The sequence below is a fragment of the Streptomyces sp. ICC1 genome (assembly GCF_003287935.1).
Taxonomy (GTDB): Bacteria; Actinomycetota; Actinomycetes; order Streptomycetales; family Streptomycetaceae; genus Streptomyces; species Streptomyces tritrimontium.
The window spans coordinates 1,207,440-1,221,398 of the sequence record NZ_CP030287.1; the positions used below are offsets into that span (position 1 = coordinate 1,207,440).

General features: G+C 70.7%; 10 protein-coding genes and 1 pseudogene. 4 read left to right on the top strand and 7 right to left on the bottom strand.

What is annotated here, in order from left to right; genetic code table 11:
* Positions 1 to 110: 110 nt before the first annotated feature.
* Positions 111 to 848: an L-ribulose-5-phosphate 4-epimerase AraD gene (araD, locus tag DRB96_RS05580; protein ID WP_112447251.1), complete on the bottom strand. Its 738-nt coding sequence runs from the start codon at positions 846 to 848 to the stop codon at positions 111 to 113.
* Between the two features lie 337 nt (positions 849 to 1,185).
* Between araD and DRB96_RS05585 the strand changes: the two genes are divergently transcribed.
* The gene (locus tag DRB96_RS05585; RefSeq protein WP_112447253.1) at positions 1,186 to 2,244 is read left to right on the top strand and encodes a LacI family DNA-binding transcriptional regulator; all 1,059 of its coding nucleotides are present in this window, start codon (positions 1,186 to 1,188) and stop codon (positions 2,242 to 2,244) included.
* A gap of 145 nt (positions 2,245 to 2,389) precedes the next feature.
* Here the strand turns inward: DRB96_RS05585 and DRB96_RS05590 are convergent, their stop codons facing one another.
* The 5 genes from DRB96_RS05590 to DRB96_RS05610 all read right to left on the bottom strand — a co-directional run bounded on the left by DRB96_RS05590 (position 2,390) and on the right by DRB96_RS05610 (position 8,387).
* Positions 2,390 to 3,514, bottom strand: a complete 1,125-nt coding sequence (locus tag DRB96_RS05590; protein ID WP_112447254.1) for an aldose epimerase family protein — start codon at positions 3,512 to 3,514, stop codon at positions 2,390 to 2,392.
* Positions 3,515 to 3,618: 104 nt separating this feature from the next.
* Entirely contained in the window at positions 3,619 to 4,641 is a 1,023-nt protein-coding gene (gene yjfF / locus DRB96_RS05595) for a galactofuranose ABC transporter, permease protein YjfF (RefSeq protein ID WP_204357650.1), read from the bottom strand.
* Entirely contained in the window at positions 4,638 to 5,738 is a 1,101-nt protein-coding gene (locus DRB96_RS05600) for an ABC transporter permease (protein ID WP_112447256.1), read from the bottom strand. The genes yjfF and DRB96_RS05600 overlap by 4 nt, the downstream gene beginning before the upstream one ends.
* Positions 5,735 to 7,294, bottom strand: a complete 1,560-nt coding sequence (locus DRB96_RS05605; protein ID WP_112447257.1) for a sugar ABC transporter ATP-binding protein — start codon at positions 7,292 to 7,294, stop codon at positions 5,735 to 5,737. The genes DRB96_RS05600 and DRB96_RS05605 overlap by 4 nt, the downstream gene beginning before the upstream one ends.
* 94 nt (positions 7,295 to 7,388) lie before the next feature.
* Entirely contained in the window at positions 7,389 to 8,387 is a 999-nt protein-coding gene (locus DRB96_RS05610) for an ABC transporter substrate-binding protein (protein WP_112447263.1), read from the bottom strand.
* A gap of 494 nt (positions 8,388 to 8,881) precedes the next feature.
* Between DRB96_RS05610 and araB the strand changes: the two genes are divergently transcribed.
* The 3 genes and pseudogenes from araB to DRB96_RS44285 form a co-directional block, all read left to right on the top strand.
* Positions 8,882 to 10,576: a ribulokinase gene (gene araB / locus DRB96_RS05615; RefSeq protein ID WP_112447265.1), complete on the top strand. Its 1,695-nt coding sequence runs from the start codon at positions 8,882 to 8,884 to the stop codon at positions 10,574 to 10,576.
* Positions 10,577 to 10,659: 83 nt separating this feature from the next.
* The gene (gene araA, locus DRB96_RS05620) at positions 10,660 to 12,171 is read left to right on the top strand and encodes an L-arabinose isomerase (protein ID WP_112447267.1); all 1,512 of its coding nucleotides are present in this window, start codon (positions 10,660 to 10,662) and stop codon (positions 12,169 to 12,171) included.
* Between the two features lie 182 nt (positions 12,172 to 12,353).
* Positions 12,354 to 12,581: pseudogene (locus DRB96_RS44285) on the top strand (sugar ABC transporter ATP-binding protein); the annotation flags it as partial.
* Between the two features lie 153 nt (positions 12,582 to 12,734).
* Here the strand turns inward: DRB96_RS44285 and DRB96_RS05630 are convergent.
* Positions 12,735 to 13,946, bottom strand: a complete 1,212-nt coding sequence (locus DRB96_RS05630; RefSeq protein WP_112447269.1) for an ROK family protein — start codon at positions 13,944 to 13,946, stop codon at positions 12,735 to 12,737.
* Positions 13,947 to 13,959 lie beyond the last annotated feature (13 nt).

Consider the following 13,959-nt stretch of genomic DNA (forward strand, 5'->3'; position numbering starts at 1 on the left):
GGGAGCGCTCCCAATGAAGCCAGGCGCCGGACTGCACCGTCAAGATGCCTGAACCAAGAGGGAGTTGACCCGCCTTTCGCCGAGGCGGGCCGACTGCCACGACGGCGGCTTCAGATGTTCGGGGTGTGAGGGGCGTTGCCGTAGTAGGCGTCCGGTCCGTGCTTGCGGGTGAAGTGCCGGTCCAGCAGGTGCTTCGGCGGTTCGGAGGCTTCCCCGAGACGGGACCCCAGCGCCAGCGTGTGCAGTGCCATCTCCGCCACGGCCTCGCAGACGACGGCGTTCTCCAGCGCCGCCTTCGCGGTGGCACCCCAGGTGAAGGGTCCGTGTCGTGAGACGAGCGCTCCGGGGACCTCGTCGGCCCGCCGGGGGTCGCCGTCGAGCCGGGCGACGATCACCTGTCCGGTGTTGTACTCGTAGTCCCGCGCGCACTGCTCGGCGGTGAGGTCCTCCGTCACGGGAACGGGCCCGTTGAAGGTGTCGGCGTGCGTCGTGCCGAGTACGGGGATCGGGCGGCGCGCCTGGGCGAAGGCGACGGCGTGCGTCGAGTGCGTGTGGGTGACGCCCCCGATGGAGGGGAAGGCCCGGTAGAGGCACCGGTGGGTTTCGGTGTCGGTGGACGGCCTCAGGTGCCCCTCGACTACCCGCCCGTCCTCCAGCGCCACCACCACCAGGTCCTCCTCGGCGAGGTCGGCGTAGGAGACCCCGGACGGCTTGATGACGAAGACGCCGGCCTCCCGGTCCACTCCGCTGACGTTTCCCCAGGTGAGGGTGGCGAGACCGGCCTCCGGGATGCGCAGGTTGGCCGCGAGGACCTCACGACGGAGGTCCCCCAGGAAGTTCTCGCTCACTACGCTCTCACCGTCTCTCCGGCATGCGCGGCGGGTTTCTCCGGGACCACTGTCCGGCAGGCCCCGCGGTCGCGCATGAGTGGGCTGGACCGATCGGGGCGCAGCAGGCATCGCGACTGGCCTACCTGGGCGGCCCCGATCAGATTGTGAGCGCTAACAAGCTGCAATCTCAAGAGGTACGAGCAGATTCCTGCCCGCAACAAGCGATCAACGCTGCATAATGTGAACGCCAACATCTACACCTGGTCGACAATCCTCCGGTCGGTCCGAGATGTGTGCGGGCCGCGGCTGGTTCGGTACCTTGAGGGAAGGCCGCTCGATGAGGAAAGGAAGAGAGTTGACCCAGCTCCCAGACGTCTCGCGAGCGCCCACGATGACGGACGTCGCGCGCGTCGCCGGCGTGTCCCATCAGACCGTTTCGCGGGTGCTCAGCGACCACCCGAACGTCAGCGCCAAGACCCGGGCCGCGGTGACTCAGGTCATCGAGCAGCTGGGGTACCGCCGCAATTCGGCGGCCAGGGCTCTGGCCACCCGCCGGACCCACACGCTGGGCGTCATCGCGGTGAACACCACTCTGCACGGCCCCGCCAGCACCGTGGCGGGAGTGCAGGAGGCCGCTCGGGACCGCGGCTACCTGACGTCCGCCGTCACGCTTCGGACCGCCACGCAGACGGCTCTCGCCGAGGCCATGCAGCACCTCGCCGGATGGGGCGTGGAGGGCATCGTCGCCGTCACTCCGCAACGCGCCGCGGTGCGCGCCCTGGCGGCATTGGAGGCACCGTGCCCCGTGGTCACCGTGGAAGGCGGCCACACCCTCGACCTGCCGGGGGTGTCGCTGGACCAGAACCTCGGTGCCCGCATGATCACGGAGCACCTTCTCGCGTCGGGCCACGCCACGGTGTGGCACGTGGCGGGCCCCCCCGACTGGCTCGAGAGCGAGGCCCGCACACAGGGGTGGGAGGACGCGCTGCGCGATGCCGGCGCCGAGGTGCCGCCCGTGCTGCGAGGCGACTGGAGTCCACTGTCGGGATACCAGGCCGGCCAGCAGCTGGCGGGGCGGGTCCTGGCATCACGAGGGCAGGGAGCCGGCCTCACCGCGGTGTTCGTCGCCAACGACCAGATGGCCCTCGGTGTCCTACGGGCCCTGCGGGAAGCGGGCCTGCGGACGCCCGAGGACGTGGCGGTCGCCGGCTTCGACGACATCCCCGAGGCGGAGTTCTTCCCGCCCCCGCTGACGACGATCCGCCAGGACTTCGCCTCGCTCGGCCGCGACAGCATCGGGCTGCTCCTGGACCACATCGAGGGCAGGACCGACGAGTCGACCCACCTGGTGGTGGCGCCCGAGCTCATCGTGCGCGCCAGCACGGCCCGCAGGATCGCTCCCCCCGGCGAATGACCCCCACATGCCCGGCGGTTGACCCCTCTCGCAGGAGCCCGGGCCCCGGGGGCACCTTCGTACGCGGGAAACCGGGCGCAGGCACCAAAGCCGCTGTCCGGTGCCCCCCGGCACCGGACAGCGGCTACGGCCGCCGCCACCCCTCTCAGGCGGCGACCGTGGTGAAACTGTGGATCGTGGTCGACCGGTACAGCTCGCCCGGGCGCAGGACGACCGTCGGGTAGTCGGGACGGTTCGGGGAGTCCGGGAAGTGCTGGGTCTCCAGCGCGACCCCCGCGTAGGCGTGGTACGGCCTGCCTGCCTTGCCCGTGATGTCACCGGTCAGGCCTTGCGCGGTGTAGACCTGGATGCCCGGTTCCGTGGTGCGCACCTCCATGCGGCGGCCGGATGCGGGGGCGTACAGCACAGCGGCCTTACGAGGACTGTCTCGCCGGGCGTCGCCGAGGACCCAATTGTGATCGAAGCCTCCGCCGGCGAGGACCAGTTGCGCATCCGTATGGGTCAAGGCGTCGGAGAGACGCCGGTGCCGACGGAGGTCGAACGGGGTGTCGCTGACCGGGCGGTGGGAGCCGTCGGGGATCAACTCGGCGTCGACAGGGGTGTAGAGGGGGGCCGCGACCTGGAGGTGGTGGGCCAGGACGTTGCCGCGCCCCTCCCCTTCGAGGTTCCAGTAGGCGTGGTTGGTGAGGTTGACGATCGTCGGGGCGTCGGCGACCGCCTGGTACGACATCGTCAGGTTGTCGTCGCGGTCCAGCGTGTAGGTGAGGCGCACGTTCAGGGCACCGGGGAATCCCTGGTCGCCGTCGGGGCTGTGCAGGAACAGACGGACACCGGTGCGGTGCGCCGAGTGGAAGGGTTCGCACCGCCACAGGCGCTGGTCGAACCCGTCGGGACCACCGTGCAATGTGTGCCCGGTCTCCTGGGTGGCGAGCCGGTGGGTGACGCCGTCGACTACGAGCCCGCCGCGTGCGATGCGGTTGGCGTAGCGGCCCACCGTCGCACCGAAGTAGCGTGCGGAACCCTCGCAGGCGGCGGGGTCGCGGGGCGCGAGCACCACGTCAGCGGTGTGGCCCCAGCGGTCCGGCAGGATCAGTGAACGGAGCCGGGCGCCGCGCGTGTGGACCTCGGCACGGGCCCGGCCGGGGAAGCCGAACCGCCACCTCTCCCCCGTTCCGCCATCGTCCAGACGCAGGGGGCGGGCCGTCCGCGGACAGGCGGCCGTCTGCCCGGGCTCGGCGGCCTGGTCGACAGATTCGTAGGCGTGTTCCATGACGGCATTCCCTGGAAGTCGGTCCACCGGATGCGCGCCGGGACCAAGCTGTGATCGCGGCACGCGAACGCGGTGGCACGGGCGGGTGGGCTGCGGAGCCGGAGTCAGTCGGCGGCGGGGCGGCGGCCGCTCATCAGGCGTTGCAGCACGATGAACACGAGCAGCAGGGCACCGATGACGATCCGGGTCCACCAGGAGCTGAGCGTGCCCTGGAAGTTGACGACCGTCTGGATCATGCCGAGGACGAGCACGCCGAGGGCGGTGCCCAGGACGAAGCCGGAACCGCCGGTCAGCAGCGTGCCGCCGATCACGGTGGCTGCGATCGCGTCGAGTTCCATGCCCATGGCGTGGAGGGCGTAGCCGGAGAGCATGTAAAAGGTCAGCAGCAGGCCGCCGAGTGCGGAGCACAGGCCGCTGACGGCGTATGCGGCGATCTTGGTGGAGCCCGTCGGAAGACCCATCAGCCGAGCGGAGGACTCGTTGCCGCCCAGCGCGTACACGTTGCGGCCGAAGCGCGTGTGGTGCAGGACGACGAAGGCGATCACCAGCACGGCCAGGGCGATGACCACCGGGATCGAGACGAACAGTCCTCCCGGGCCGTACAGCCGGGTCTGCGCGATTCCCGCCGTCGTGGGGTCGCTGATCGTGATGGATTCGGTGCTGATCGTGTAGCAGAGCCCGCGGGCGAGGAACATGCCGGCCAGGGTGACGATGAACGGCTGGATCTCGAAGGTGTGGATGATCCAGCCCATGAGCGTCCCGCTCCCGGCGCCGACGAGCAGGACCAGGGGGATGACGGTGGCCAGGGGCCAGCCGTGCGACTCGACCAGCCAGGCGGTGAGCATGGTCGACAGGGCCACCATGGAGCCGACGGACAGATCGATGCCGCCGGTGAGGATGACGAAGGTCGCCCCGACCGCGACGACCAGGAGGAATCCGTTGTCGATCAGCAGGTTCAGTACGACTTGCGCGGAGAGGAAGCCCTCGTAGCGCACCGATCCGACGCTGAACATGACGGCCAGCAGGACGGCTGTGACGATCAGTGGGATACGGGTGCGGGTGCGCGGGGACACGGTCGCGAAGGGGCGGGTGAGGTGCGCGGCGACGCTCGCGATGCCGGTACTCATGCGCGTACCTCCTGCTGCTGCGGGGCGGCGCCCGCCGGGGTGTGGGATCGGGGAGTGGCCGCCCCGCGGCGGCGCAGGACCTTGGACCGGAAGACCGGGGACTGCACGAGGCAGACGACGATGACGACGAAGGCCTTGAAGACGAGGGTGGTCTCGGGTGGGACGCCGAGGGTGTAGACGGTGGTGGAGAGGGTCTGGATGATCAGGGCGCCCAGGACGGTGCCGCCGAGGGAGAAGCGTCCTCCGGTCAGTGCGGTGCCGCCGACGACGACGGCGAGGATCGCGTCGAGTTCGATCCACAGGCCGGCGTTGTTGCCGTCGGCGCTGGAGACGTTGGAGCTGATCATCAACCCGGCGACGGCCGCGCACAGCGCGCTGAAGACGTAGACCAGGGCGAGGAGACCGCCTGCCCGGATGCCGACCAGGCGGCTCGCGGCGGGGTTGCCGCCGACGGACTCGATCAGCATGCCGAGTGCGCTGCGGCGGGTGACGAGGGCGGTGAGCGCGACGAGGGCTGCCGCAAGGAGGACGGCGAACGGGAAGGTCAGCCAGTAGCCCCCGCCGATCATTTTGTAGGGGGCGCTGGTCACCGTGACGATCTGACCGCCCGTGATCAGCTGGGCGACGCCGCGGCCCGCGACCATGAGGATCAAGGTGGCCACGATGGGCTGCACGCCCAGCCCGGACACCAGGAAGCCGTTGGCCAGGCCCAGTACGAGGGCGACGCCGAGCGCGAGGGCGACGGCCGTGAGCAGGGTGGCGACGCTGCCGGGATGCGCGGCGGTGGAGATGTGCCCGCAGGCGAGGGCGCCGGCGATGGCGACGGTGGAACCCACCGAGAGGTCGATCCCGCGGGTGGCGATGACCAGGGTCATGCCGAGCGCCACCAGGATGAGTGGCGCACCGAACTGGAGGATGTCGATGAGGCTGCCGTAGAGGTGGCCGTCGCGCACGCGGACGGAGAAGAAGTCGTGGTGGAACGCGAGGTTGCCGAGGAGCAGGGCGAGCAGGATGAGCGCGGGCCACAGCAGGCGGTGGCCGGCCAGCCGTCTCCCGATCGCGGCGGCCGCCTCGGACTTGGCGGGCTGGGTGGTCATGAGTCCGTTCCGGTGGCGATGGTCGTGAGGAGGCGTTCGGGCGTGACGGTGTCGTCGTTCGCGAGGGTGGCCACCATGCGGTGGTCGCGGAGCACGGCGATGCGGTGGCTCAGGCGCAGGACCTCTTCGAGTTCCGCCGAGATGAACAGCACGGCGGTGCCTTCGCCCGCCAGGCGGGCCACGAGTTTCTGGATCTCCGCCTTGGCCCCGATGTCGATGCCCCGGGTGGGTTCGTCGAGGATCAGGAGCCGGGGTGCGGTCAGCAGCCAGCGGGCGAGGAGGACCTTCTGCTGGTTGCCTCCGCTGAGGTGGCGCACCTGCGCTTCGGGGTCGGCGGGGCGGATGTCCAGGGCCTCTGTCCAGTGCCGCGCCAGTTCGTCCTGTTTCGCACGGGCCAGCGGCCTGGTCCAGCCGCGGGCGGCCTGCAGGGCGAGGACGATGTTCTCGCGGACCGTGAGCTCGCCCACCAGTCCCTCGGACTTGCGGTTCTCGGAACAGAACGCGATGCCCCGGGCGATGGCGTGGCGGGGGCTGCGCAGGACCACCTTCTCGCCCTCGATGCTCACTTCTCCGGCGTCCGCGCTGTCCGCGCCGAACAGGAGGCGCGCCACCTCGGTGCGGCCCGAGCCCAGGAGGCCGGCCAGTCCGATGACCTCGCCGGGATGGATGTCGAGGTCGTACGGTTCGATCGAGCCCGTACGGGTCAGCTGTCGCGCCTGGAGGAACGGCTCGCCGGCCGCCCGCTCGGCCGCTTCCTCGTGGGCACGGCCGGACAGCTGGTCGAGGGTGGCCAGTTCTCCGCCGATCATGCGCTGTACCAGCGTCACCGGCGTGAGTTCCCCGATCGGGTACTCGCCTTCCAGCCGGCCGTTGCGCAGGATGGTGACGCGGTCGCAGAGATCGAATACCTGGTCGAGGAAGTGCGTGACGAACAGGATGGCCACACCGCGGTCCCGCAGGCGCCGTACCAACGCGAAGAGCTGGGCGACCTCCTCGCGATCCAGGCTGGAGGTGGGTTCGTCCAGCACGAGCACCTTCGCCGAGACGTCCACCGCCCGGACGATGGCGACCAGTTGCTGCACCGCCAGGGAGTGCGAATCGAGCAGACTGGTGACGTCCAGATCGAGGTCGAGTTCCGTCAGCAGCTCTGCCGCCCGCTGCCGCATCGCGGACCAGTGGATGAGACCGAACCGGCGCGGTTCGCGCCCGATGAGGATGTTCTCGGCCACCGAGATGTTCGGGCAGAGGTTGACCTCCTGATAAACGGTGCTGATTCCGGCCTGTTGCGCCTGGAGGGGGTCCGTGAACGCGTGGGGCCGGCCGTCCACGAGGATGGCGCCGCCGTCGGCGGGGTGGACACCGGTGAGCACCTTGATCAAGGTGGACTTCCCGGCGCCGTTCTCGCCCATCAGGGCGTGCACCTCACCGGGGAAGAGCCGCAGGGCGACTCCGTCGAGGGCGAGCACGCCCGGGAACCGCTTGCGGATGTCGTGGGCTTCCAGGACCGGCCGCGGGCCGCCGGCGCCCGTGGCCGGCGGGGTGGACGGATGCGTCATCCGCCCTCCTCTCATGTGTGGGGTGGTGGAGCGGGCTCCGGAGGGTGAAGGAGGCACCGGAGCCGGGCCTCCTCCGGCACCAAAACCTGTCGCGTCAGTAGTTCCGGGACGGCAGGGCGGCCGCGGCCTTGTCCTGCGGGAAGACGCCCTCCTGGGTCTCGACCCGGGTCGGCACGCTCTCCCCCGCCACGACCTTCTTGGCCAGCTCCATCAGCTGGTCGCCGAGCATCGGGTTGCACTCCACCACGACGTTGATCTTGCCCTCGGTCATGGCGACGAAGGCGTCCTTGATTCCGTCCACCGAGATCACCTTGATGTCCGTACCGGGCTTCTTGCCGGACTCCTCGATGGCCTGGATGGCGCCGAGGGCCATGTCGTCGTTGTGGGCGTAGAGGACGTCGATGTCCTTCTGGGACTTCAGGAACGCCTGCATGACCTCCTTGCCCTTGGCGCGGGTGAAGTCGCCCGTCTGCGAAGCGACGATCTTGAACTTGCCGTCGGCACGGATGGCATCGGCGAAGCCGGCCTTGCGGTCGTTGGCGGGTGCTGAGCCCGTGGTGCCCTGGAGCTCGACGATGTTGACCGGGCCCTGTTCGTTCGCGTACGCGCCGGTCAGCCACTCGCCCGCGGACTTGCCCTCCTTGACGAAGTCCGAGCCCAGGAAGGTCTTGTAGAGGGAGGTGTCCTTGGTGTCCACGGCCCGGTCGGTGAGGATGACCGGGATGCCCGCGTCCTTGGCCTCCTTGAGCACCGTGTCCCAGCCGGACTCCACGACCGGCGAGAAGGCGATCACATCGACCTTCTGCTGGATGAAGGTGCGGATCGCCTTGATCTGGTTCTCCTGCTTCTGCTGCGCGTCGGAGAACTTGAGTTCGATCCCGGCCTTCTTCGCCGCCTCCTGGACGGACTTGGTGTTGGCGGTACGCCAACCGCTCTCGGCGCCGACCTGGGCGAAGCCCATGGTGATCGTGCCGCCGGAGCCCGTCTTGGCCCCGGAGGCCGGGGCGGAGGCGGGGCCCTCGGTCGAGCAGGCGGTCAGCGCCGAGGAGGCGAGAAGGGCGACGGTGAGGACGAGGGCTGCTCTGCGAGCCATGACGGGTGTCCTTTCGGGGGCTACGGATGAGGCTCCACACGGCCGGTGCCGGGCTGTGCCCGCGGTCAGGAGCGTGGCGGGGCCGGGGGCGGGGCGACAGGAGCGGGATGCCCTTGAGGGGGCGCCGTCGCATTGTGAGCGCTAACAAGCTGGGTTCTCAACCCCTTTGCACGCGTTACCTGTCCGTTACCGCGTCACGTGCGGCAACAAGGCGGACTCCGTCCGTTCGCGCGACCATCGACCCCGCTACTCGAATCGGAGACCTCAACCCGCCCCGAATCAACCAAACATCAAGGCGAGGCCCCGTATGCGAAGGCCGCCGGGCCAAGGGGGCCTCCCACATGATCCACGCAGACCTCTTGCCTATCGACATTGTTAGCGCTCACACTGCAAGCTCATCGGATCCTCCGCCGACCGCCAGGATGGTCGGGACGGCATCTCCGGCTGCCGGGCCGCGCCGCGTGCCGCCCACGGCTCCTTCGAAAGGCACTCTGTTGACGTCACCCCATCTCCTCGCGCCCACCCCTCCTTCCGAGGAATCGGAGCAGTACACGGTCGGCGTCGACTTCGGCACGCTGTCGGGCCGCGCCGTGGTGGTGCGGGTTCGCGACGGTCAGGAACTGGCCGCGGCGGTCCACGCCTACCGGCACGGCGTCATCGACCGGTACCTGCCGCACGGCGGTGCGCCGCTGCCTCCGGACTGGGCCCTGCAACACCCCCAGGACTGGCGGGACGTACTGCGTCACGCCGTCCCGCAGGCCCTGGCGGCGGCGGGGATCGATCCCGCCGCGGTGATCGGCATCGCCACCGACTTCACCGCCTGCACCGTCCTGCCCACGCTGGCCGACGGGACTCCCCTCGCCGAGACCGAGCTCGCCGGACGGCCGCACGCGTGGCCCAAGCTGTGGAAGCACCACTCCGCCCAGTCCCATGCCGACCGCATCAACGAACTCGCCCACGCCCGTGGGGAGAAGTGGATCGCCCGCTACGGCGGCCGGATCTCCGCCGAGTGGCAGTTCGCGAAGGCGCTCCAGGTCCTGGAGGAGGATCCGCTCGTCTACGAAAGCTGCGCGCGGTGGATCGAAGCCGCCGACTGGATCGTGTGGCAGCTCACCGGAACCGAGTCCCGCAACGCCTGCACCGCCGGATACAAGGGCATCCACCAGGACGGCGCCTACCCGAGCGAGGAGTACCTGGCCGCGCTGAACCCCCGGTTCGCCGACTTCGCACGCACCCGCCTCGAATTCCCCCTCTCCGCTCTGGGCTCACGAGTGGGCTCGCTCAGTACGGTGGCGGCAGCGTGGACAGGGCTGCGCCCCGGCATCGCCGTGGCCGCGGGCAACGTCGACGCCCATGTCACCGCGGCGGCGGCCCAGGCCGTCGAGGACGGACAACTGCTCGCCATCATGGGGACCTCCACCTGCCACGTCGTGAACGCCCCCGTCCTTGCCGACGTCCCCGGCATCTGCGGTGTCGTGGGCGGCGGGATCGTCGAGGGAACCTACGGCTACGAGGCCGGCCAGAGCGCGGTCGGCGACATCTTCGCCTGGGTACTGGACCAAGGCGTCCCGTCGGACTACCTCGCCGAGGCCGCCGACCGCGGCGAGGACCTGCACACCCTGCTGACCCGGAAGGCCGCCGGCCAGCCGGTCGGCGGACACGGACTGGTCGCCCTCGACTGGCTGAACGGCAACCGTTCGGTCCTCGTCGACCACCACCTCTCCGGAGTCATCGTGGGTCTCACCCTCGCGACCCGCCCCGAGGACGTCTACCGCGCACTGCTCGAAGCCACCGCGTTCGGCACCCGCGTCATCGTGGAGACCCTGGAAGCAGGCGGCGTACCGGTCCACGAGTTCATCGTCGCCGGCGGACTGGCCAAGAACGAACTGCTGATGCAGATCTACTCCGACGTGCTGCGCCGCCCCGTCTCCCTCGCGGCGTCCGACCAGGGCCCCGCCCTCGGGTCGGCCATCCACGCCGCCGTAGCCGCCGGCGCGCACAGCGACGTACGGACGGCCACCGCCGCCATGGGGCGCCGACTGCCGGCCGTCTACCTGCCCGACGCCTCCCGGGCCGACGCTTACGACGCCCTCTTCGCCGAATACCGGCTCCTGCACGACCACTTCGCCACTGATGGCCTGCTGCACCGCCTGAGGCACATCCGCGACACGACCCACACCGCGGGCTGACCCCCGCCCCCGTTTTCGTTCCCGAATCCCCACCCGCGCGCCGCCCTCGCCAGCGCTGCGGGACGTCACCTTCAGGAGTCCATGTGCCCAGCCGAACATTCCCCGCCCAGGAGATCTGGTTCCTCACCGGCAGCCAAGGCCTGTACGGGGAGGAGACACTGAAGCAGGTCGCCGAACAGTCGCGGCAGATAGCCACCGCGCTGGCCGACGCCTCCGGCATTCCCGCGCGTGTGGTGTGGAAGCCGGTACTGACCGACGCCGACGCCATCCGCCGGGTGTGCCTCGACGCGAACGCCGACGACCGGTGCATCGGGCTCATCGCCTGGATGCACACCTTCTCGCCGGCCAAGATGTGGATCGCCGGACTGGACGCGCTACGCAAGCCGTTGCTGCACCTCCACACGCAGTCGAACGTGGCCCTGCCCTGGGACACCATCGACATGGACTTCATGAACCTCAACCAAGCCGCCCACGGAGACCGCGAGTTCGGGCACATCCAGACCCGTCTCGGCGTACCCCGCAAGACCGTAGCCGGCCACGTCACCGATCCGATGACGAGCGCACGCGTCGCGGTCTGGGCGCGGGCGGCCGCCGCAAGATCCGAACTGGCCACCCTCAAGGTCGCCCGCTTCGGCGACAACATGCGCGACGTGGCCGTCACCGAGGGCGACAAGGTCGAGGCCCAGCTGCGCTTCGGCGTCTCCGTCAACACCTACGGCGTCAACGACCTGGTGGAGGTCGTCGACGGCGCGGACGAGACCGAGGTGGCTTCCCTCGTCGAGGAGTACGCCGACCTGTACGACCTGGCGCCGGAACTGCGACCGGGCGGCGAACGGCACGACGCGCTGCGTTACGCGGCCCGCATCGAAGCCGGCCTGCGCACCTTCCTCGAAACGGGCGGCTTCGGAGCCTTCACCACCAACTTCGAGGACCTGGGCGGACTGCGCCAGCTGCCCGGCCTCGCCGTGCAGCGGCTCATGGCCCAGGGGTACGGCTTCGGAGGAGAGGGCGACTGGAAGACCGCCGTCCTGCTGCGCGCCCTCAAAGTGGCTGCCGCCGGCCTCCCGGGCGGCACCTCTTTCATGGAGGACTACACCTACGACCTGACACCCGGCAACGAGCTCATCCTCGGTGCGCACATGCTGGAAGTCTGCCCCACCATCGCCGCCGCCAGGCCCAGCTGCGAGATCCACCCCCTCGGCATCGGCGGGCGGGAGGACCCGGTGCGCCTGGTGTTCGACGCGGCCCCCGGCCCGGCCGTGGTGGTCGGGCTCGCCGACCTCGGCGACCGCTTCCGCCTGATCGCCAACGACATCGACGTGGTGGCGCCCCCTCACCCGCTGCCCGCCCTGCCCGTTGCCCGCGCGGTCTGGCGGCCCCGCCCCGACCTGCGGACCTCCACCGAATCCTGGCTGACGGCCGGAGGACCGCACCACACCGTCCTCAGCACCGCCCTGACCTCCGACCACCTCGACGACCTAGCGGAAATGCTCCGCCTGGAACTCGCCCTCATCGACGAGACCACCGCCCCGAGGCAGTTCCGGCGCGATCTCCGCTGGAACCAGGCGTACTACCGGCTGGCACTGGGGCTGTGAACCGCTCGAAGCCCGGGGCCTCCCGCCGTCACCCGTAACGACGCCGCCCGGGGTTCCGGGAGAGCGGGTGACGGATGGACGCGTAGAGGCCGGGCAGGCCCTTGCGGGCTGCCCGGGTTCCACGGTGAGGGAGAAGGGCTCGACGGCGTGGGAGTCCCGGCCCGCAGCTCTTGCTGACGTCGCGCAACGCAATGGAACGACTCATAACGATCCGCCCGGAGCTGGGGTTGGCGGGGATGGGGGACGAGCCGCTTTCGAGTCTGGACTCGAAGCCGCGCGGCCATCTGCGGGCCGTGATCTCCCGGCTGACCGCCGAACTGGGCGTCACCACCGTGCATGTGACGCACGATCAACCCGAGGCCAGGTCTCTCGGCCGCGTGGCGGTCATGCGCGGCGGCGTCCTCCAGCAGCCGTGGTGCGCACCGGACCCCATGTCCGGGTGCGGGCGGGCGCCCAGATTCCACTGCTGGGTCGATCTGGGGCAGCTGTACGTGTTCGATCACGCCCGGCGCCGGGCCGGCCGGGCGTCCTGGCACGGTGAGCCTTTCCGGTCACAGCACAAGTCAGCGGATGGGCAGGCGGGTGGGGTCGGCGATGATCTGTTGGACCGTCGACCATGCCGCACCCAGGACCGGTCCGCGGCGCCCCAGGGCGGAGGGGCGTACCGCCTCCGGGTTCCAGGGCCGGACGGTGACCCTCGCCGCCAGTTCGGCGCGTACCGACGGGAGGAGCCAGTCGGCGAGTTCGGTGTAGGCGCCGCCCAGCACGAGGCCGTCCGGGTCGATCAGGTTCACCGCCGAGGTCAGGGCGAGGCCCAGGGCCCGCCCTGCGCGGTCCAGGGCGCGCAGGGTCGCGGCGTCCCCGGCGGCTGCCCGCTCGGCGAGCAGGGCCACCGGGTCGCCGACGTGTCCCAGCCCGGCCTCGCGCAGTACGGCCGCTTCGCCCGCGTACTGCTCCAGGCAGCCGCGTGCCCCGCAGGCGCAAGGGGCGCCCTCCGGGTGGACGGGCAGGTGCCCGAGTTCGCCCGCGAAGCCGCGGGCGCCCCGGAACAGCTGCCCGCCGATGACCAGTGCGGCGCCGATTCCGGCCTCGGCGGAGACGTGTACGAAGGTCTCGGCGGGGTTGCCCCGGTGCCACTGCTCGGCCAGCGCCCCGAGGTTGGCTTCGTTCTCCGGCTCGGGCGCGGTATCGGGGTCGGGCCAGTGGTCGGCGGGGCGGACGGCTTGCCAGCCGAGGTTGGGAGCGTTCGCGACCAGTCCGCCCGGCTCGTTCGGCACCACCCCCGGCACGGCCAGGACGCGTCCCTCGACGCGCAGGCCGAGGGCCGCGGCCTCGGACTCCGCTTCGGCGCCCAGCGCGGCGGCCTCCGCCAGCACCTCTCCGGCCGGCCGGCCCGCGTTGGCCCGCTCCACGCGACGCCAGACCCGGGGTTCACCGCGCAGGTCCACGACGCACGCGGCGAGATGGGTGACGCCGATCTCCAGGCCGAGGCCCGCGGGACCCCGGTCGTTCAGGGCCAGCGCCCGTCCGGGACGGCCGACCCGTCCGCTGGGCGCGGTCTCCGTCTCGGTCAGCGCTCCCCGGCCAATGAGCTCGTCGACCATGGAGGAGACGGCCGGCCTGGTCAGGCCCGTGTGCCCGGCCACGTCCGCCCGGGAGAGCGGTCCGTGCGCGGCGACCACGCCGATCACCACCGCGAGGTTCCGCCGGCGCATCCCCTGCTGCGAGGCGGGCTCGACTTCCATGCCGCCGCTCGCCCTGCCGGTCCCCGTCATCGACCCGACCCTC